The sequence below is a fragment of the Domibacillus epiphyticus genome (assembly GCF_001975785.1).
Classification (GTDB): domain Bacteria; phylum Bacillota; class Bacilli; order Bacillales; family Domibacillaceae; genus Domibacillus; species Domibacillus epiphyticus.
In genome coordinates this window covers 104,799-123,767 of record NZ_MSFI01000008.1, presented here as the reverse complement: position 1 = coordinate 123,767, position 18,969 = coordinate 104,799, and the positions used below count along the sequence as shown (strand labels likewise).

At 41.9% G+C, this 18,969-nt stretch carries 21 protein-coding genes; 7 read left to right on the top strand and 14 right to left on the bottom strand.

The window, feature by feature from the left end; genetic code table 11:
* Positions 1–91: 91 nt before the first annotated feature.
* Complete coding sequence (locus BTO28_RS17435; RefSeq protein ID WP_233129826.1) at positions 92–226, bottom strand: DUF6434 domain-containing protein; 135 nt, start codon at positions 224–226, stop codon at positions 92–94.
* 407 nt (positions 227–633) lie between these two features.
* Between BTO28_RS17435 and BTO28_RS05230 the strand changes: the two genes are divergently transcribed.
* The 3 genes from BTO28_RS05230 (at position 634) to lepB (ending at position 2,424) form a co-directional block, all read left to right on the top strand.
* Positions 634–1,059: a GNAT family N-acetyltransferase gene (locus tag BTO28_RS05230; protein ID WP_076764494.1), complete on the top strand. Its 426-nt coding sequence runs from the start codon at positions 634–636 to the stop codon at positions 1,057–1,059.
* Positions 1,060–1,078: 19 nt separating this feature from the next.
* Positions 1,079–1,660 (top strand): histidine phosphatase family protein, encoded by a 582-nt coding sequence (locus BTO28_RS05225; RefSeq protein ID WP_076764493.1) that lies wholly within the window; start codon positions 1,079–1,081, stop codon positions 1,658–1,660.
* A 215-nt stretch (positions 1,661–1,875) separates the two neighbouring features.
* Positions 1,876–2,424 (top strand): signal peptidase I, encoded by a 549-nt coding sequence (gene lepB / locus BTO28_RS05220; RefSeq protein WP_076764492.1) that lies wholly within the window; start codon positions 1,876–1,878, stop codon positions 2,422–2,424.
* Between the two features lie 28 nt (positions 2,425–2,452).
* Here lepB and BTO28_RS05215 read toward each other — a convergent pair whose 3' ends face one another.
* Positions 2,453–4,162 (bottom strand): methyl-accepting chemotaxis protein, encoded by a 1,710-nt coding sequence (locus BTO28_RS05215; RefSeq protein WP_076764491.1) that lies wholly within the window; start codon positions 4,160–4,162, stop codon positions 2,453–2,455.
* Positions 4,163–4,410: 248 nt separating this feature from the next.
* Here BTO28_RS05215 and BTO28_RS05210 point away from each other — a divergent pair, with 248 nt between their 5' ends.
* A complete protein-coding gene (locus BTO28_RS05210; RefSeq protein WP_076764490.1) occupies positions 4,411–4,890 on the top strand; it encodes a hypothetical protein in 480 nt (159 codons plus the stop codon).
* A 91-nt stretch (positions 4,891–4,981) separates the two neighbouring features.
* On the opposite strand, the gene BTO28_RS05205 is transcribed toward BTO28_RS05210, so the two are convergent.
* Complete coding sequence (locus tag BTO28_RS05205) at positions 4,982–5,824, bottom strand: TetR/AcrR family transcriptional regulator (RefSeq protein WP_076764489.1); 843 nt, start codon at positions 5,822–5,824, stop codon at positions 4,982–4,984.
* A 131-nt stretch (positions 5,825–5,955) separates the two neighbouring features.
* On the opposite strand from BTO28_RS05205, the gene BTO28_RS05200 reads away from it, so the two are divergent.
* Positions 5,956–8,964 carry an efflux RND transporter permease subunit gene (locus BTO28_RS05200; protein ID WP_076764488.1) on the top strand — a complete coding sequence of 1,003 codons (3,009 nt, stop codon included), beginning with the start codon at positions 5,956–5,958 and terminating at the stop codon, positions 8,962–8,964.
* An 82-nt stretch (positions 8,965–9,046) separates the two neighbouring features.
* Here the strand turns inward: BTO28_RS05200 and BTO28_RS05195 are convergent, their stop codons facing one another.
* Positions 9,047–9,235, bottom strand: coding sequence for a CsbD family protein (locus BTO28_RS05195; RefSeq protein WP_076764487.1), 189 nt, complete (start codon positions 9,233–9,235; stop codon positions 9,047–9,049).
* Between the two features lie 52 nt (positions 9,236–9,287).
* Positions 9,288–10,478: an AI-2E family transporter gene (locus BTO28_RS05190; RefSeq protein ID WP_076764486.1), complete on the bottom strand. Its 1,191-nt coding sequence runs from the start codon at positions 10,476–10,478 to the stop codon at positions 9,288–9,290.
* 141 nt (positions 10,479–10,619) lie between these two features.
* Here BTO28_RS05190 and BTO28_RS05185 point away from each other — a divergent pair, with 141 nt between their 5' ends.
* Positions 10,620–11,426 (top strand): YitT family protein, encoded by an 807-nt coding sequence (locus BTO28_RS05185; protein WP_076764485.1) that lies wholly within the window; start codon positions 10,620–10,622, stop codon positions 11,424–11,426.
* A 42-nt stretch (positions 11,427–11,468) separates the two neighbouring features.
* On the opposite strand, the gene BTO28_RS05180 is transcribed toward BTO28_RS05185, so the two are convergent.
* On the bottom strand, positions 11,469–11,681 hold the full coding sequence (locus tag BTO28_RS05180; RefSeq protein WP_076764484.1) for a DUF2922 domain-containing protein: 213 nt from the start codon (positions 11,679–11,681) through the stop codon (positions 11,469–11,471).
* Between the two features lie 23 nt (positions 11,682–11,704).
* The gene (locus tag BTO28_RS05175; RefSeq protein WP_076764483.1) at positions 11,705–11,920 is read right to left on the bottom strand and encodes a DUF1659 domain-containing protein; all 216 of its coding nucleotides are present in this window, start codon (positions 11,918–11,920) and stop codon (positions 11,705–11,707) included.
* Positions 11,921–12,068: 148 nt separating this feature from the next.
* On the opposite strand from BTO28_RS05175, the gene BTO28_RS17085 reads away from it, so the two are divergent.
* Entirely contained in the window at positions 12,069–12,212 is a 144-nt protein-coding gene (locus tag BTO28_RS17085; protein WP_158068783.1) for a hypothetical protein, read from the top strand.
* A gap of 143 nt (positions 12,213–12,355) precedes the next feature.
* Here BTO28_RS17085 and BTO28_RS05170 read toward each other — a convergent pair whose 3' ends face one another.
* The 7 genes from BTO28_RS05170 to BTO28_RS05140 form a co-directional block, all read right to left on the bottom strand.
* Positions 12,356–13,009: a hypothetical protein gene (locus BTO28_RS05170; RefSeq protein ID WP_076764482.1), complete on the bottom strand. Its 654-nt coding sequence runs from the start codon at positions 13,007–13,009 to the stop codon at positions 12,356–12,358.
* A 14-nt stretch (positions 13,010–13,023) separates the two neighbouring features.
* Positions 13,024–13,704 carry a hypothetical protein gene (locus tag BTO28_RS05165; protein WP_076764481.1) on the bottom strand — a complete coding sequence of 227 codons (681 nt, stop codon included), beginning with the start codon at positions 13,702–13,704 and terminating at the stop codon, positions 13,024–13,026.
* Positions 13,705–13,932: 228 nt separating this feature from the next.
* The gene (locus tag BTO28_RS05160; RefSeq protein ID WP_076764480.1) at positions 13,933–14,070 is read right to left on the bottom strand and encodes a YvrJ family protein; all 138 of its coding nucleotides are present in this window, start codon (positions 14,068–14,070) and stop codon (positions 13,933–13,935) included.
* Between the two features lie 189 nt (positions 14,071–14,259).
* Positions 14,260–15,591, bottom strand: a complete 1,332-nt coding sequence (locus BTO28_RS05155) for a (Fe-S)-binding protein (protein WP_076764479.1) — start codon at positions 15,589–15,591, stop codon at positions 14,260–14,262.
* Positions 15,588–17,000 (bottom strand): glycolate oxidase subunit GlcD, encoded by a 1,413-nt coding sequence (glcD, locus tag BTO28_RS05150; RefSeq protein ID WP_076764478.1) that lies wholly within the window; start codon positions 16,998–17,000, stop codon positions 15,588–15,590. The genes BTO28_RS05155 and glcD overlap by 4 nt, the downstream gene beginning before the upstream one ends.
* A gap of 85 nt (positions 17,001–17,085) precedes the next feature.
* Positions 17,086–18,171, bottom strand: a complete 1,086-nt coding sequence (locus tag BTO28_RS05145; RefSeq protein ID WP_083711308.1) for a CdaR family transcriptional regulator — start codon at positions 18,169–18,171, stop codon at positions 17,086–17,088.
* Between the two features lie 108 nt (positions 18,172–18,279).
* A complete protein-coding gene (locus tag BTO28_RS05140) occupies positions 18,280–18,954 on the bottom strand; it encodes a DUF421 domain-containing protein (RefSeq protein WP_233129831.1) in 675 nt (224 codons plus the stop codon).
* Between the last annotated feature and the right edge of the window lie 15 nt (positions 18,955–18,969).

Below are 18,969 nucleotides of genomic sequence, written 5' to 3'. Positions count from 1 at the left end.
CTATCCTTTGTTTTGGATTCGGAAAAAAATCCCTTGTAAATTGATTGTATTCAAATTGCGACCCTATTTCTATTTTGTATAGCAGGTCTTTTTATCGTATTTCTTCCTCATTCCATGCCTCAGCTGCATCCTGGTATGCTTTCCTAACATTCTCTTTAAAATAGTTTTGAATGTGTTTTGAAGAATGAAAGGATGGGTGTACAGCTTCTTTAAAAAATACCCGCACTTTTTGACTGCAGCGATGATGTTCAGTAATGAGCGGCTCGCAGTTCTTTTATTATCCAGTAATAGTGAGTGAATGAATTCATGAGTCTTTATCTGAATAGGTCTCATTTTCCACTGCCTTTTTAAGTTAAGCATAACTTAGAACTAATGTTTCAATTTGTCAAGATATCCATAGTGATTTTCCCCCTGTTGAGGATTTTCCGGTTGTTTCCAATGGAAGTTTAAAGAAAAAACAGCGTCTTTTACATTACCGAGATAAAAGGCAGATGACCTTGAGAAAAATGCCTCATAAGGTCATTTTTTTCTATATAAAGGAAAGATGCGGAGTTAGCAAACTGGTTCGCAGATTTTTCCAAGCTTCTTATATGGTATACTATGTAATAAAATGAATAATCTGGAGGGGTAAAAATGATTATTAAAGAATTGCAGTTAGAAGAAGATATTATGGATGCATTTCCGGTGATGAATCAGCTCCGGACACATCTGGATAAAAAAACGTATGTGGACCTTGTAAAAGAGGCAATGGAAAAAGACAGCTATCATTTGTTTGCGTTACTCGTTGATGATGAGATTGTTGCGGTGACGGGTTTTAAGCCAATGATCACGTTATATTATGGGCGGTTTGTATGGGTATGTGATTTAGTAACAGATGCGGAGACGAGGTCAAAAGGATATGGTGAAAAGCTGTTGCGTTTTGTGCATGAGTGGGCAACGAAACATAAATATGAACAAGTGGCGCTGTCCTCTGGATTACAGCGTGAAGCGGCGCATCGTTTTTATGAAGAAAAGATGAACTATGAACGGGTAAGTTTTGTCTTTAAACGATCACTTTAAGAGACAATGGAGATTCATTATGGAAATAACATTGATCAGGCATGGCAAGTCAAGGTGGACGGAGAATCACCGAATGAGGTATAACGAGTTCGCTCGATGGGTGGAAGGGTATAACAACACAGGAGTAGTTGAAGAAGACAATTATCCCGCCGAAACAGTTCAAAAAATGATAAACGCTAGAGTCGTCGTGACGAGTGATTTAAAGAGATCAATCGAATCGGCTAAGATATTGAAACCGAACGCCAAGATTATAATGAACGCTATTTTTCGTGAAACAGAATTACCTCTCATGGCAAGAACGGGCATTTTAAGGTTTCCTCCAAATGTATGGGCCGTTATTTTAAGATGTTTGTGGATGATTGGATTTTCAAATAAATGTGAGTCGTTTCATGAGGCAAAAAAAAGGGCTGAAAAAGCAGCTCAATTGCTGGTTGATTATGCAAAAAATAATGAGAGGGTTGTATTAGTAGGGCATGGATTTTTCAATAGATTGATCGCCAATGAACTTACAAAACGGGGATGGAAAGGGGAAAGAAAAACGAGTTCAAAGCACTGGATCAATGTGACATATACGTGGAGTTATGCAGAATTAACCGAATGAGGGTATGGTGGAAACGAGCGGGGGAGAGAATGAGGATTCCACAGATACAAGGGCTTCCGATCATTGCCCCGCTTTTTATTTTACAATTCGGTTTATACATCTTTTATCGGAAACGAATTAGGAATCAAAAACATGGAGTATCTTCGTCATTTTTTGTAAAATAAAGGATGATCTGTTATGATTACTCAGATGTTAAATAGAAAGGATGTTCATGTATGGGGCAGGAGATATTGAGAGCAGAAATCATTTCGTGGGTGAAGACGATTACGCTTGCCGTTGTTGTTACTGCGGTGTGCAAGTATTTTTTCTTTTCGGGCCTTGTTGTTCACGGGGAATCGATGTCACCGACGTTTGAAGATAAGGACAAGGTACTTGTCACTAAGATGACGGACATTGAGCGCTTGGATCAAGTTGTTTTTCATGCCCCGGACTCTGAAAATAACTATATTAAACGGGTAATCGGGCTGCCAGGAGATACTGTTGAAATGAAAGATGATGTTCTATATATTAACGGGAAAAAAGTGGATGAACCGTATTTGGATGAAAATAAAGAGAGTGTAATGGTTGGGCAAAAGTTAACCGGTGATTTTACACTGGCGGAAGTAACAGGTCATGATACAGTACCGGACGGGCATTTGTTTGTGCTTGGTGATAACCGGGCAATCAGTAAGGACAGCCGTATTTTCGGTTTTATTCGGGAGGATTCGGTTATCGGGGAAGTGCAGCTTCGTTTTTATCCAATAAATTCAATAGAGACCTATTAAAAAAAGCGTCCCTCAATGGGGACGTTTTTTAGAGTTTAAATTGGTTTACAGCATGCTGTAATTCTTCAGCCATTTTAGATAAGGCTGATGCAGATGAAGCAATTTCTTCCATGGATGCCATTTGTTCTTCAGAAGCAGCGGACACGTTTTGGGTTCCAGATGCCGCTGTTTCTGAAATATCGGTAATGGTGTTAATATTTCGAACAATTTGGTCGGCGCCGGCTGTTATGTGCCCGACGGCAGCAGATACTTCTTGAATTTGGCCAGTGACGTCGTTAATCGATTCGTTAATTTGTTTAAATGAGTCACCTGCTGTATTGACAACTATAATCCCTTCCATAACTTCACCTGTTGCAGATTCCATTGAACTCACAGCAGCTGCTGTTTCAGTTTGAATGGTCGCAATGAGCGTTGAAATTTGACTGGCGGACTGAGCTGATTCTTCGGCGAGTTTACGGACTTCGTCGGCCACAACAGCAAATCCGCGGCCTTGTTCGCCAGCACGTGCGGCCTCAATTGCTGCATTCAGTGCCAGCAAGTTCGTTTGGGAAGCGATTGTTGTGATCGAGTCAATAATTTGGCCAATTTCATTTGAACGGTCGCCGAGCCCTTTAATAACACCTGACAATCTGTTAAACGTATCGTTAATTGAATTCATTTGTGTGACCGCTTTCATAATCGATTCATTTCCGGATGCCGCTTTCTCATTTGCACTGGCTGCGGTCGCTGACACTTGCTGGGCGTTGGCAGCGATCTGCTGGACACCGAGCGATAATTCATTTACTGTAGCTGCTGTTTTGGATACTTGCTGCAGCTGCTGATCAGAACCATTCGCCATTTCTTCCATTGTATGCGCAATAAGTTCTGTAGCTTTACTCGTTTCTTCCGCGTTAGCGGTTAGTTCTTCGGATGCGGCTGCGACTTGTTCCGCTGTTTCGTTTACCTGACTGACTACGCTGCGCAGTCCGACGATCATTTTGTTAAAGGATCTCGTTAAAATACCAAGTTCATCCCGTGAATTGTACGTTCCTTCAACGGTCAAATCTCCTTTTTCCGCTTTCCTCATTAACGTTTGTATATCTTTAAGCGGCCGTGTAATAATTTGTGCAATCGCGATGCTAATCAATGTAAAAATAATGATTGATATAATAAGGATAATGACTGAAATACGGGTGGCACTCTCCGCCTGGGTGTTGTTTTCTTCATTCAATTTACTGGCAGATTCTTTATTATATTGTGTTAACTGTTCGGATGTTTCAAGCAGGGGCTTTCTTGCAGCTTTCGTCTGATTCACGTACAGCTGATAGGCTTCTTCTTTTTTATTTCCCTCTGCAAGTATCTGGGACTCGATGATAAGGTTCGTGTACGCATTGACTTGGCCGCTGAAAGGTGCCGCTAGTTCTTTTGCTTTCGGATCAGACTCGATGAGTGCCGCATACTCTTTTAAAACAGCAGCATTCTGGTCGACTCTCACTTTTGTATCCGCTTTCAATTTATCCATTAGTAAAGGATCGGTGGTGACGATCATCTCCATTGTAAATAAATCAATTGCCATGTTGTTCGAACGGATTGTATTAAGAAGCTGTATGGACATGAGTTTTTTTTCATACATTTCTTCCGAGTTATCGGACATTTGATTCATGTAATAAAATCCATTAAGTCCGATAGAAGATAAGAAAATAATCGCTGCCACTATTAAGACAGACATTTTTTTGTTAATTTTCAAATGACGTAACATTAGCTTCCTCTCCCTTTGCTGTCTAGTTTTCAATCCGCTGTGACTACCCCAATGTCGATAAAAACAAGTGCTTTTACTAATTATGTCATAATTAGTAGGGAAAAAGTAGAGTATTTTTTAAAATATGTTATTTTTACATAAGAAAATGGTAACAGGAAGAGAAGAAATAAAATGAATAAAAGGTGACAAGATTAAATTACGGTTATATCGTGATATACTACACATAAACAATAGAAAAGAGGCACATTATGCTCACATTCGAAGAAAAAAAAGCGATTATTGATACATTTCCCCAATTATCGGCGAAAAACGTATCGATGAAACGTATTAATTATCATTTTGAAGAAAGTCTATATGAAAAAACAATCGTCGTTTATCATCTGCATCCGAATGGCAATGGTTTTGTCTTCGTTGGTGACCTTCCGGGATATGATGCGAATGACAAAGGGCTGGTCAACATTCGAGAAGCAACGGAAGCGGAACTGCGCTCAGCCATTACGGATTCCATTAGGTACCTTTCAGATAAAGCGGAAGATGAGATTATCGAGCAAGAGCCTGTTTTAAATGAAGAAGAATGGAGCAACCAAAAAGGACAACTCCTGATTCTAGCAAATGAAGACGAACTGTGGAATGTGTATACAGGATTGAATCTGGAAGAAAGTTTCGAATCATTTAAAGAAGCGGAACGTTATTTGTTGGAAGAGGGATTCCGACGAACACGATCTTGATAAAAGTTCTCTTATTTCCCCTTAGAAAACAGGGGAAGTTCCTTCATTTATTGACCTCAAACAATTTGTCATAGGCCGCATAGAATGCGGCCTATTTGACGTTGTAATATTCTTTGATAACATTCATAAACTCATGAAGTCCCGACTCTTCTTCCAGGTTGGCGATCATTCCTCGAAGAACTGGAATGCGTGGCTTGCCGCTTTCGATTTCACTTTCGATGACGTCCAATGTAATGCGTATATCTTCGTCTTTCCACTCTCTTTTCAAATCCACAAGCCAGACCAAAATCGTTTCGTCATTCAGCCGTTCTTTAAATAAATGATCCATCAGGGAAGGGTTAATGACCGGAGATTCCGTTCTCTTTCGAAAGCCTGCTTCCATGTCGTCTGCGCACTGCAGCATGAACCGCGCGAAACGGTTGTAATCAATGTCGACTTTATCAATCATCATCACATGAAGAAATGAATGCTGTATGCCTTGCAGCGCAATCGACAAGTCCCAGAAATATGTCTTCAACGTGTCACCGTAAATCGCCAACAGCCTTTTTTGATAAAATCGATGCGTTTCCAGCCGCATTTTGAAAATAAATGCTTCAATATCATCGTTATATGGAATGGCATTTTCTCGTGCCTGCATAATAAGAAATTCCTTGTGCCGGCAAATTTCACGCACCTGACATTCAATCTGTTTCATAAATTTGTCCCGTGGCTCCAGATCTTCTTCCTCAATTTCGATCAATTTATCGTACATTAACTGAAAATAATGATTCAATATCGCCAGCAGCAATGCTTCTTTTGACTTGAAATGTAAATAAAAGGCACCTTTTGAAATGCCGCATGCGGTCGCAATTTCTTGAATGGACGTTGCATTAAAGCCTTTTTCTGCAAATAATTTCATGGATTGTTCAATGATGAGTTTTTCTTTTTTTTTCATTATGGTCACCTCATACAAGTATTATGACCTAATGGTCAATGTTTTGAAACATTTATTTTATTGACGACTGACCGATTGGTCATATATATTTATAAAAAAAGAGACCTGATGGTCAAAAAGGAGATTTTTCCATGAATGGTTTAATTCAATTTGTCTTGAGAAACAAATTCGCCGTCTGGCTGATGACGATTATTATCACGGCAGCTGGTCTGTATTCAGGATTGACGATGAAACTCGAGACGATTCCAAATATTACGCCGCCGATCGTCACTGTGACAACAGTGTATCCTGGTGCAACGCCTGAAGAGGTGGCAGACAGTGTATCGGAGCCGATTGAAAAACAGCTGCAGAATTTAAACGGTGTCAAAGTTGTCAGTTCGACATCGTATCAAAATGCGTCGTCCGTTCAGGTAGAGTATACATTCTCTACTGACATGGAAAAAGCGGAGCAGGAAGCGTTGGAAGCGCTGGCGGACGTAGAGTTCCCTGAAAATGTTCAGGAACCGGATGTTTCCCGTTTAAGTATTAATGCATTTCCTATTATGGCGCTCAGTATTTCTGATGAAAATAAGACACTGTCAGAACTCACAAAGACAGTGGAAGAAGAGATTTTACCGGAAATTGAAGGGCTGGACGGGGTAGCATCGGTCCAAATTTCCGGACAGCAGGTGGAAGAGGCAACACTTGTATTTAAAAAAGAAAAATTAGCACAGCTTCAACTGGACGAAGAAACGGTTAAACAAATGATTCAGGCATCTAATATGAATGCGCCGCTTGGCTTGTTCACATTTGGCAACTCAGAAAAATCCGTCATGGTTGACGGCAGCATTTCAACGCTGGAAGACTTGAAAAATATGAAAATTGGTCCGGCGAAACTGTCTGATCTTGCAGACATCGAAATGGAAGGAAAAGCAGAATCTATTTCACGAACGAATGGCCAGGAATCGATCGGTCTTCAAATTGTGAAATCAGCAGACGCCAACACGGTGGATGTAGTAAATGCAGTGAAAGAAAAAGTAACTGAGTTTGAAGCGGATTTTGAAGGATTAACGGTCACGTCGACGTTTGACCAGGGCGCTCCAATAGAAGAATCGGTTCATACGATGCTGAATAAAGCATTATTCGGCGCCCTTTTCGCGGTCATTATTATTATGCTGTTTTTGCGTGATGTGCGTTCGACTGTCATTTCGGTTATCTCGATACCACTTTCAATTTTAATTGCACTTATCGTGCTAAAACAAATGGATATTACACTGAATGTCATGACGCTCGGCGCGATGACAGTGGCGATTGGCCGCGTTATTGACGACTCGATTGTTGTCGTAGAAAATATTTATCGCCGATTGTCGCTTCAGGGAGAAACATTGCGAGATAAAGAGCTCATCCTTGAATCGACAAAGGAAATGTTTGTGCCAATTATGTCGTCTACAATTGTGACGATTGCCGTATTCTTGCCACTCGGTTTAGTGGAAGGGATGGTCGGTGAATTATTCCTGCCGTTTGCCTTGACGGTTGTATTCGCTCTATTGGCATCGCTTTTGGTGGCAGTAACAATTGTGCCAATGCTCGCACACACGATGTTTAAAAAAGGAGTAAAAGCTAAAACGCACGATGAGAAACCAGGCAGACTGGCATCATGGTACCGATCCGTGTTGAACTGGACGCTGAATCATAAAATTGTGACGTTTTTAGCGGCGATTGCGCTTCTTGCGGGAAGTTTCCTGCTTGTGCCGAAAATTGGCGTAAGCTTTTTGCCTGGTGATGAGGAGAAAATGGTTATTGTGACGTATTCACCGGAACCGGGTCAGACGCAGGATGATGTAGTGGATCTTGCTGAGGATGCAGAGAAATATTTTATGGACATTGAGGATGTGGAGACTGTTCAATACTCGGTTGGAAGTGAAAATCCAATGAGTCCAGGCCAGTCGAACAGCGCGATGTTCTATGTGATGTATGATGAAGAAACAGAGAACTTTACAGAGAAAAAAGAAAAAGCGATTGCTGATTTACAGGCGAGTGTGGAAAAAGGGGAATGGGCTTCCCAAGACTTCTCTGCAAGCGCCGGCAGCAATGCCATAGCGGTGAATGTGTACGGCGAAACGGTTGAAGACATTGAACCGGTTGCCGGTAAAATTGAAGAAATCATGAAAGACAGCGGCTCGTTTAAGAAAGTAGAAACGGGACTTGCTGATTCTTATGAAGAATACACGCTCGTAGCTGATCAGGAAAAATTGGCGGCAGCTGGTTTGACTGCCGGTCAAATTGCAATGGAGTTAAGTCCTATGCGTGATCGTCCGGTATTGACAACCGTTGAAAAAGATGATGAAGAGGTCAATGTGTATTTGGATGTACCGGTGCAATCATATGAAACACTTGATGATTTGACTGGTCGGAAAATAACCTCGCGGCTGGGTGCATCTGTCACAATAAGCGACGTAATGAAAGTAGAAGAAGGTGAAACATCTGATACCGTTACACGCCGTGATGGGAAAGTATTCGTTGATGTGAGCGGTGAGCTTGAAGGTGATGATGTGTCGGCCGCATCCACAGATTTACAGGCGAAATTGGATAAGCTTGATTTGCCGTCTGGTGTAGAAGTTTCAATGGGCGGCGTCACGCAGGATATTAACGAATCATTTACACAGCTTGGGCTTGCGATGCTCGCTGCAGTGGCCATCGTGTATTTAGTGCTTGTCATCACGTTCGGCGGCGGTCTTGCACCACTTGCGATTTTGTTCTCGCTTCCGTTTACCGTGATTGGTGCGCTCGTGGCGTTATTAATTGCAGGTGAAACGATCAGTATTTCAGCGATGATCGGGGCACTGATGCTAATCGGAATCGTCGTGACAAACGCCATTGTATTAATTGACCGGGTGATTCATAAAGAAAAAGAAGGGATGTCGACGCGGGATGCGCTGCTTGAAGCAGGAACAACCCGTTTACGCCCGATCTTGATGACTGCCCTCGCAACAATCGGCGCCTTATTCCCTCTTGCGCTGGGACTAGAAGGCGGCGGGTTAATTTCAAAAGGACTTGGGGTAACCGTCATTGGCGGTTTGACAAGTTCCACACTGTTGACATTGGTTATTGTACCGATTGTGTATGAAACGCTGTCCAAGTGGATGAGGAAAAAAGCATAATGAGTCAGGCAGCTTCCTTAAATGGAGGCTGCCTGTTTTTTATAGGTTCACTTGTAAAAAAAGGATGCCCGGGGCATCCTTTTTATGATGTATATCGATTTTTTGCTTCACCGATTCTGTCTTGTATTTCACCTTTGATTTTGTCTTTTTTACCATCAGCTTGAAGACGGGCGTTGTTTGTGGTGTTCCCGATTTGATCTTTTACTTCGCCTTTTGCTTTGTTGACGGCACCTTTGATTTTATCGCCAAATCCGTTGTTTTCGTGAGCCATTCATTATCTCTCCTTTGTTGTTTTGGTAATCAGTTACCCGGTTCACAACAAATTAAACGAAATCATCACGCTCAACGACTGCATATTTATTTTCTTCATTTTCAGAAAAGCGGTTGTAACGGTGTTTGTACAAGTCGAACATGTATTGAACAAATACTTTTAAAAGCGCGTAAGTCGGCAGACCGATTAAAACGCCGACAATACCATACAGATGAGCAGCTGTCAGTAAAACGAAAATAATCGTGACGGGATGAATTTGCAATGTTTTTCCCATGATTTGCGGTGAAATGAATTTTCCTTCAAGCAGCTGCACGACTGTCCAAACAAGTGCTAGTTTAACGACCATGAACGGTGACGTGACAATCGCAATGATAATCGCCGGTGTAATCGCGATCACAGGTCCGAGATACGGTACGACACTCGTGACGCTTGCAATGGCGGCAAGAAGCAGGGCGTAATCCAGTCCAATAATGAGAAAGCCAATGTACATCATGACTCCGATGCAAAGACTTACCAGCATTTGTCCTTGAATGTAGGACCGAAGCTGTTCGTCCATTTCGATAAGCATCGCACCGGTTCGGCCACGCATTTTCGGCGGCAGCATGTGTAAGAATCCGTTGTACAATTTGCTGCCGTCCTTTAATAAATAAAACAAAATAAATGGTACAGTGACAAGCGAGACGACGAAATTGGTTAGCGTCGCGATAACGCCCGTGATACTGTCTAACGTCTGGCCGGCAATGTCGGAAAAGTTTTGGGTTAGCGAACCGAGAAACTCTTCGGCATTTGTCTGCATGTTTTTGGAGATCTCCATATACTGTGCTTCAACCGGTGAGTTCCGTGCCCACCTGTCAATGTCCATGCCGAGCTGCCGGGCGTAGTCAGGAAAAGAGGCGATGAGTGCTTCTGTTTGATCACGTAAAAAGGGGAGGATCGTGAGCACGAGTATCGTAATGATTCCAGATAAAGCGATGAAGACAAGTAAGATACCCCAGCCGCGTTTTATTTTGTACCGCTGCAATAAATTGACGAGCGGGCTTAATAAATAATAACCGACAATCGATAAAATAACGGGCAGTGCAACGGTCGCAATAAACCCGAGCAGCGGCTCAAAAATAAATGATACTTGAGAAAAAACCATAATAATGAGGCCGATTAAGAGCAAAATGGTTAAGACGAAAATCGCCGTACGTCCGCCTAAAAAACGGACGAGTGGAGAACTTTGCGGCTCGTTTTCTTTCATGACGCCAACTCCTCTACTTTCTTTCTTTAATTATAACGCAATGGCCAAAAAAACACGCATTTTCCGCTTTTCTGAAAACACTATTTTTTAAGTTGACGAGAATTTCTCTTTTATAATGGAAACAAAAGGGGGGAGCGTCTCATGCACATACTGCTTGTCATTGCCGGGTCGATGCTTGTTGCTGTTGCATACAATTTCTTTTTAATTCCGCATGAGATCTTGAGCAGCGGGCTAAGCGGCATAGCGATTATGCTCGGTATCATTACACCGCTTAACACGGGTGTTTTAAACTTATTGTTAAATTTACCGCTTCTCATTCTTGGCGTAATGAAGCTTGGCAAACGATTCATTGCGTATACGATTTTATCCGTTATAACATTGTCGATCGGGCTGTACATCGTGCCTGTTATTAAGCTGTCAACGGAGCCTATTTTATCTTCTTTATTTGGCGGGGTACTGACCGGAGCAGGTGTTGGGATTATTTTTCGAGCATCCGCATCATCCGGCGGCTTTGACATACTTGCGATGCTGCTGGCCCGAAAAAAAGATTTTCCACTTGGTGCCCTTTTGTCCATCATGAATGCTGCTGTCGTCGTGGTGGCTGGTTTTTTGTTCAGCTGGGATGCTGCTTTAAACACATTGATCGCAATTTATGCAACCGGGAAGGTAGTTGACACGATTCATACGAAACATATAAAACTGACACTGAACATTGTCACTTCAAAAGGCGATGAAATGTGCGAGAAGCTGCTTAAGAGTCTATACCGCGGCATTACGTTGACGGAGGGCAAAGGCGCATATTCCGGAGAAAACCGTTTTATTTTAATGACCGTCATCACGCGCTATCAATTAAATGAAGTGAAGCAAATTATACATGACATCGATCCGAAAGCGTTTGTGAACATTACGCAGACCGTTGAAGTTGTTGGACTATTTCATCGGGACTAGAAAGAAAAAAGCCGATCCTCGTTTAGGATCGGCTTCGTTTGTTTACAGGATTTCTGTTACTTCTCGATCGATCAAGCTTGCTTTATTTGCGGAAATGAACGAACCCGTCGTTGAGATGAAGACACCGGATGCAATGATCGCATCCATTGCTTGTTGAACGGTAACTGCATTTACCGGCTCAAGCGGTGCATCAATCGTCACGCTGGCACTTCCGCCTTCAGATGTGTTGAACTGAAGCTGCAATGTTTTCGCCATAAGAGTCATCCTCCTTTTTTTGTTTAGTTAATAACAGATGAGTCATTGAGTTCTATGGAAGAAAGCGGCATTGATGAAAGTGTTGCAATCGCCGCAGCTGCAGCTTGTAGCTGGTCTGCTGTAGCGGCCGTATTCACATTGGAATAAGACTTTGTTTTATATACAGATTTCCCTGACTCGTCGATCCCGTTATCAAACACGAGACGCAGCGTCGATTTGTTCAAAGTCGCCTGTGCCATTTTTTATCCCTCCTTTCATTTGTTAAGTACGGGATATATTGAAAATCGATACCTCCATTTTTGAAAAATTTTTTTTTATACATTAAGACAAGGGAGAGTGAGTAAAATATGGGGCAGATTAAGATTTATGGATTGGGAGACTCTTTGAATGTCGTCAAAGAACAAATATCCGATATTGTACATTCGTGTGTCATGGACGCGCTCGCATATCCGGAGCAAAAAAGATTCCATCGATTTTCCCGATGGAGAAAGCGATTTTTATTCTGCAATTATTGAAAATCAGCCTCTTTGAAGGGCGAACAGAGGAAGCAAATGGATATGGAAATTACCATTTTCGAAACACTGAAAGAAAACCGGGCATTCGCGGGCTTCCGGGGTATAATCTGGCGCTGAATTATAAAGTAGACGTGTAAGAGAGCAAAGAGCCTGGTTCCGTTAAACGGAATCAGGCTTTCTTTCGATAAAAATACTTTTTTCTTTTAGATGAAGCTGGAAATCTGTTATTTGTAGATTATATGTGTCCGCGAGTTGTTGAATGTCGCAAAAGGCTGTATTGGTTGTGATCCAGTATACGTACGAGCCCCCTCTTGAAAAAATAATCGCTTCATCGCCTTCACTGAATGTCATAACAGCGCTGTCCATTGTAATTTCAAAAGCAGGTTTAGACGCTTGCTGGCTGCGAATAACACCAATGTTATCTTCATGATTGACGCCAGCATCATACTGTAATTTGCCTATTTTTTCGATATTTGTTGGATCGAGATCCTGTTCATTTGCTATCACTCCGTCTTCTTCAAAAAAAGAGACGCCGTACGATTTATTTTCAGTCAATTTCTTAAGGAAATGGTTCCACACATGTTCTTCGTGTTCAAATGAGAACATATAACACATAATGGCGTCAGTCGCTGAATCCAAATCGAATTCTTCCATTTTGATATTTCCATAATATTTTTGAATGAATACAGGCAGCTTGTAGCTTTCTGTATTTTTTATCAGTTTTTGAACATGGTCAACATACAGCTTTTCAATAGAAGGTATTGAAAGATCACTTTGTATTAATTGTTTTTCAAGATCTGTATATTTGTACATAAACGTCATTCCCTTTAATAGCATTTTGTTTTTGTATCTGGCTTATGACCAGAAGGGATGAAAGAACACATCGTATGGTGCATATTGACATCAGGGGTAACGTGGAAATGCCAGATTTTTTTTGAGCTTCCCGGTTTTAACGGAATTTTAGTGTGGTCAACAGCAAACACACGTTTTTTTGAACGGCCCACTTTTTGAAAAACGACAACTAAACTATTTAAACTGCCGTCTCTCCCTTTAACATTCCAGCTTACTTCATAGTTTTTTCCGATTTTATTTAACTTTCCTTTTAAATATTTTTCGGCAAATTTCGTTCCTTTTTTTGCGACTGCTTTAATAGCGACCCTTCCAACCATTGCTGCTACCGGAGCCAGTAATACTGGCAGGGCCTGCGCTCTTACTTCTGACGTATTTTTTGAATAGGGCTCAAGTGTAGCTAATTTTTTCTCTAATTTTAAATATTCAGGGGATGAAAGCATGCTGTCAATAAAATCCTGCTGTTGTTTATTGCTCATTGATTCAAACTTTTTTTCTGTCACCTTTATTTTATCAAAAAATAAATCTATTTCTTTATACATCTCTGCTTCAACATTTTTTATTTTTCCGTTTACGGGTTTTTGTGCGTGATTCACCTCAGGTTTTACCAGTGCAAGAATTAAAGTAAAAATGATTGCTGTAAAAATAATTTTTTTCATTTCAGTCCTCCCAAAGAATGGTTACGTGGCAACATTACCATAAACTTGTATCATATTGTTATAAATTGATAAAATCAGGAAAAGTTAACTATATAAAATAAGCATTTCCAACTAATTATCAAATCTTTTTTTCCTTGTTATTTCCTGCATGCCTGGCAGTTCATGGTTTTTTATTACTATGTATAAAAAAGCACCGCTTCATTTGAAGCTGCGCTTTTTAAAATAAGGTTACTGTTTCATTTTGTCCGGAAGATTCTGTATGGACTCGATGACGCCATCAAGTTTTGTTTCAATCCGATACAGTAAATAGAACGTTACGATAATTGGAAATCCAACGTCCTGAATGAGCGGCAGTAATGTTTCCACAGGTCATTCCTCCTTTCTTGCTTGTTATATACAGTGGATGCATGAAAATCGAAACCGGACCGGGCAAATTGTTTGAACCGTTTCCGATGCCATAATGGTCTTTTTTACAGGCGGGGGTTAAATGAAAAAAACACCATGAACCAATATTCATGGTGAATTGTTTCTTATTTCTTTTAATGGTTCTTTTGTTTAATGGTGTTCGGCGGCTTCAAGAAGTAAATCGACGATATGGACGGCACGAACTTTGTTTGACAGACCTTCCCGCTCTATACCAAGCTTCATTTGGAGAAGGCAGCCTGGATTCGCTGTTACAATCGTGTGGGCATTCGTTGCTTTTGCTTTTTCCATCTTGTGATCGAGAATTTGCATCGACATATCGGATTCAACGATGTTATATATTCCGGCTGACCCGCAGCAACTGTCCGCATTTTCCATTTCGCGAAAGTCGGCGCCCTCGATCGCATTCATCAGTACACGAGGTGCGATATGCGTATTCATGACGTTGCGCAAATGGCAGGAATCCTGGTACGTAATCGTTTGCGATTCGATTTTTAATTTGACCCGCTCATGGAAATCAAGTTCGAATAAAATTTGAGTAATGTCTTTGATTTTGGCGGTAAAGGCTTTTGCACGTTCAGCGTAATCCGGATCATCCTTTAGCAGGTGATCGTAATCGATTAAAAACGCGCCGCATCCTCCCGCGTTCGTAATAATATAGTCTGCATCTGATTTTTCAAATGCATCAATATTGCGTTTCGCCAATTCTTTCGCGCCGTCTTTTTCACCGCTATGTCCGTGAAGTGCGCCACAGCAATTTTGACCCTCTGGAATCACAATGTCACAGCCCGCTTTCTGAAGAAGCTTGATTGTGGCGTTATTTGTATTGAGAAACATTGTATCCATAAGGCAGCCGGAGAAAAAGGCGACAGTAGCCGTTTTTTCAGTAAGTGCGGTAAAACTTGATGACCGGTTTTTCATCTCGCTTTTTTTTGGTACAGCAGGAAGGATCCGTTCCATTGCCTGCATGCTTTCAGGAAACAATTTCATGAATCCAAGTTTGCGTGTTGCGTTTTGCAGCCCGCTTCTCTGGTAAATGCCAAGCAGTGTAACAGCATGTTCCATCCGGTTTTGATGAGGAAATAAGCCTTCAAATACCGTTTTCCGAACGGCTTTCACAGGTGCAGAATGCTCGTTATGGTTATTGAAAATATCTCTTGCTTCTTCAAGCAAGTAACCGTATTTCACACCGGCGGGGCAGACCGGTTCACAAGCCCGGCAGCCGAGGCACAGATTAAGTGAACGTTCCACATCATCATCCGGTGCGATCAACCCGTCATGAACGGCTTTCATGAGTGCAATTCTTCCCCGCGGTGACTGGCTTTCGTCAAAACCTGTCTCCAGGTAAGTTGGGCAGGAAGGGAGGCAAAAGCCGCATTGCATACAGTTTAATAGCTCGGCTTCATCCATCCGTAAACTAAATGATTCTTGAATCGCTTTTTCACGTGCCGTCATTGTTGTCATTGTGAAATCACCAACCTTTTTCTCGTTTCTTTCGCAAAGATTTTGCCGGGATTCATAATATTTTCAGGGTCAAAGGACTGCTTAATCGCTTTCATAATGGCGATCCCTTCAGGTCCCATCTTCCATTCTAAATAGGGTGCTTTCATCATCCCGACGCCGTGCTCCCCGGTAATTGTACCGCCAAGTTCAATTGCTTTTTCAAATATGTCTGCAAATGCTGCCTCGACGCGTTCCATTTCATCGTGATCACGCGCATCGGTTGGACATGTTGGATGAAGGTTTCCGTCGCCGGCGTGGCCGAATGTGGCAATCGTGACGTTATGTTTTGCCGCAATTTCATTGATCGCTTTGACCATGTTGGCGATTTCCGATCTTGGCACTGTCGCGTCTTCTAAAATTGTCGTCGGTTTTAATCGGGCGAGAGCGGATAATGCTGCGCGGCGTGCTGTTGTCAGCGCCAGTGCTTCTGCTTCTGTTGCGGCAATTTGGACGGAAATAGCCTGTTCACGCGTGCAAATGCTGGCCATTTTTTGCATGTCACGGGCGACATTTTCTGGTGTTCCGTCTTGTTCGATCAAAAGAACGGCTTCAACGTCTGTCGGCAGACCGATTTTTGCAAAATCTTCGACGGCTTTTAATGTAGGACGGTCGAGAAATTCAAGCGTCGCCGGAATGATTTTTGCCGCAATGATTTCGGAGACAGATTTGGCCGCTGCGTCCATGCTTTGATAGAGAGCGAGCATTGTCTGCTTTGTTTCGGGCATTGGAATGAGTTTCATTGTTGCTTCTGTTATAACAGCGAGTGTTCCTTCAGAACCGGTTAATAGTCTTGTTAAATCATAGCCTGCTACATCTTTCGCAAGCTTGCCTCCTGTTCGGATAATGTCGCCATTTGGCAGCACCGCCTCAAGAGCCATTACATAATCCCGCGTCACGCCATATTTCAATCCGCGCAGGCCTCCGGAATTCTCATTAATATTGCCGCCGATTGTCGAAATTTTCATCGAACTCGGGTCTGGTGGATAAAAGAGACCACGTTTTTCTACGGCGTTAATCATATCAAGGGTGATAACGCCTGGCTGTACGGTAACCGTTAAATTTTCTTCATCGATTTCGAGAATTTGGTTCATGTGTTTAAATAGCAACACAATGCCCCCTTCAGAAGGCACTGTTCCCGCTGCTAAATTCGTTCCCGAACCACGTGGGACAATCGGAATTTTCCCTTCTAAGCAAACGGTTACAATTTCAGATACATCTTTTGTATTGCGAGGTGCTACGACTGCATCTGGCATCGACTGAAAATTGGGTGTTGCATCGTATGAGTACACAAGTCGTCCAACAGGGGAAACATCTACATTTTCAGGACCGACAATTGCTTCGAATTTTGTTTTTATGTAATCAGGTATCATTGGTCTATTCTCCTTTTCTTTGTATCTTAACCTATAAAAAGTTGTGTTTATATAGATATTGGTGTGAAAATGAGCAATATATTTACTATTTTTTTGTATGTTCATCTAAAAAGCGAAGAGCTAAATAAAGAGATACGATATCAGGAAAGTGTTTTAAATCCAGCCCTGTGAACATTTCAATTTTTTTCATGCGGTAATGCAGGGTGTTAATATGAATTTGAAGCGCTCCCGCTGTTGCTTTTAATGACATATTTTGCTTGAAAAACATGTGGAATGTATCGAGCAATTCTTTGTTGTTCCTCACGTTTTGCAGGATTCGTTTTACAAATTCATCCCGCGTGTCGGGGTTGATATCCTGCAGGCAGTAATCAAGACGCAAGTCCTCCTCGAAGACAATGGTGTTTGGCGCAGCTGCAGCAAGAGCCCGTTCTGCCTGCGCGTATCCGGCTGCCACGTCGGTTGATTCTACAATCCGTCCAATCCCGATCCGTACAGGTGTATTCATAAAGGACAGTAATCTTTCCAGTTTATATGTAAGTGTTTCTTTTTCAAAATACGCACTATGAATGAGGAGAACCCGGTTATTTCCATGGTGGATGAAAAAGTCCTGCTCTCGTGGGTCGTCCCAAAATCTTGTCAATTCTGCCATGCTGTTGTATATAAATTCTTCTAGCTGGATGAAGATAAATTGTCGTTTTGCCGTTAAGTCGATGTTGAAAAATTCTGCCCGCTTCATTAAATCCCGAGACCATGAATCTGCTTGCAGCCAGTCATATACAAATGCCTCGAGCCCCCGGGACCGCCATTGAAGCTGCTCCGAGTAATAGCTTTCTTGAACGAGCAGTTCTGTCATTTTTCGCAGCAGTTCACCATAAGGCAAAATACGATCAGGTTCTCCGGTAATCCCGATCACGCCGATCACGTTATCAAGAAAGAAAATTGGCAAATTCAATCCGTTTCTGACACCTTTTAATCGCTGTTCATCTTCTTTGTAAATAATCATTTTTCGACGCTCTGCCGCACAAACAAGAGCTCCTTCATGAAAAGTCCCGACTCGGCTATCATCGGAGCTCGCCATAATGATCCCGTCCACGCCGGTAATAATAAGATCTTCATTTAAAAACTTTTTCACTTCATCGATGATTTTTTTTGCAAGAAATGTAGAAAGCACCCGAAAAACCCCCATTCTTTTTTACATGTAGTGTAACACATGAAAAAAGAATGAGGGGAGGGCGACGAGGGAGATATATGGAATAAAAACCAGTCCAGAGCAGCTCTGTTATTTCGGACTGATATGAATACCTTCTCCTTCCCGCCAATCGGCGAAAAAGACTTCCTTTTCATTGTTGTATCCATTCGCCTTTAATTCGTTCAGTAACCATTCGTGATCAAAGCCCCGTTCCTGCAAGTTATCTAAAAGAATTTCCCCATCGATGATGAACGAGATGGGAAGGTCCACTTCACTTTCTGGAATGTTAAGGTCTTCCTTAACTGTCTGGTCGTATTTTGATTTTAAAAGTACACTAATCTGTCCGTTTTCTTCCAATATGCCATATTGAACTTCCCGGACGGAAAATACACTATTGAGCCGCAGTAAGCTTGCGACTTCATTAATGTCTAATTTATTTTTGTTCATCATCTCCCGATCGAGAACGCCATCCCGAATAATGATGGAGGGATTTCCTTCCAGCAAGGAGCGGGCCGATTTCTTTTTTTGTGTCAAATACTCGATGGCCAGCATAAGGAGAGTCCATAGGCCGGCTGCATATAGGAAATGGAATATCTTTATCTTGTTTTCATATAGACTTTCTCCTAAAAAATCCCCTAGCACTAAAACAAACACTAAGTGATAGGGGGACAATTGATTGATGGATACTTTTCCGGTTGCAAGAATGAGAAAAAATAAAGCGGCAAAACCGATGATCACTTTCAATGTCAGTAAACCTATTCCCACTGTTTCCAATACGAC

Bases quoted from the DNA above. Each gene is read 5' to 3' on its own strand.
- BTO28_RS05230 (WP_076764494.1), top strand. From the start codon at position 634: ATGATTATTAAAGAATTGCAGTTAGAAGAAGATATTATGGATGCATTT.
- BTO28_RS05225 (WP_076764493.1), top strand. From the start codon at position 1,079: ATGGAAATAACATTGATCAGGCATGGCAAGTCAAGGTGGACGGAGAAT.
- lepB (WP_076764492.1), top strand. From the start codon at position 1,876: ATGGGGCAGGAGATATTGAGAGCAGAAATCATTTCGTGGGTGAAGACG.
- BTO28_RS05215 (WP_076764491.1), bottom strand. From the start codon at position 4,162: ATGTTACGTCATTTGAAAATTAACAAAAAAATGTCTGTCTTAATAGTG.
- BTO28_RS05210 (WP_076764490.1), top strand. From the start codon at position 4,411: ATGCTCACATTCGAAGAAAAAAAAGCGATTATTGATACATTTCCCCAA.
- BTO28_RS05205 (WP_076764489.1), bottom strand. From the start codon at position 5,824: ATGAAAAAAAAAGAAAAACTCATCATTGAACAATCCATGAAATTATTT.
- BTO28_RS05200 (WP_076764488.1), top strand. From the start codon at position 5,956: ATGAATGGTTTAATTCAATTTGTCTTGAGAAACAAATTCGCCGTCTGG.
- BTO28_RS05195 (WP_076764487.1), bottom strand. From the start codon at position 9,235: ATGGCTCACGAAAACAACGGATTTGGCGATAAAATCAAAGGTGCCGTC.
- BTO28_RS05190 (WP_076764486.1), bottom strand. From the start codon at position 10,478: ATGAAAGAAAACGAGCCGCAAAGTTCTCCACTCGTCCGTTTTTTAGGC.
- BTO28_RS05185 (WP_076764485.1), top strand. From the start codon at position 10,620: ATGCACATACTGCTTGTCATTGCCGGGTCGATGCTTGTTGCTGTTGCA.
- BTO28_RS05180 (WP_076764484.1), bottom strand. From the start codon at position 11,681: ATGGCGAAAACATTGCAGCTTCAGTTCAACACATCTGAAGGCGGAAGT.
- BTO28_RS05175 (WP_076764483.1), bottom strand. From the start codon at position 11,920: ATGGCACAGGCGACTTTGAACAAATCGACGCTGCGTCTCGTGTTTGAT.
- BTO28_RS17085 (WP_158068783.1), top strand. From the start codon at position 12,069: ATGTCGTCAAAGAACAAATATCCGATATTGTACATTCGTGTGTCATGG.
- BTO28_RS05170 (WP_076764482.1), bottom strand. From the start codon at position 13,009: ATGTACAAATATACAGATCTTGAAAAACAATTAATACAAAGTGATCTT.
- BTO28_RS05165 (WP_076764481.1), bottom strand. From the start codon at position 13,704: ATGAAAAAAATTATTTTTACAGCAATCATTTTTACTTTAATTCTTGCA.
- BTO28_RS05155 (WP_076764479.1), bottom strand. From the start codon at position 15,591: ATGACAACAATGACGGCACGTGAAAAAGCGATTCAAGAATCATTTAGT.
- glcD (WP_076764478.1), bottom strand. From the start codon at position 17,000: ATGATACCTGATTACATAAAAACAAAATTCGAAGCAATTGTCGGTCCT.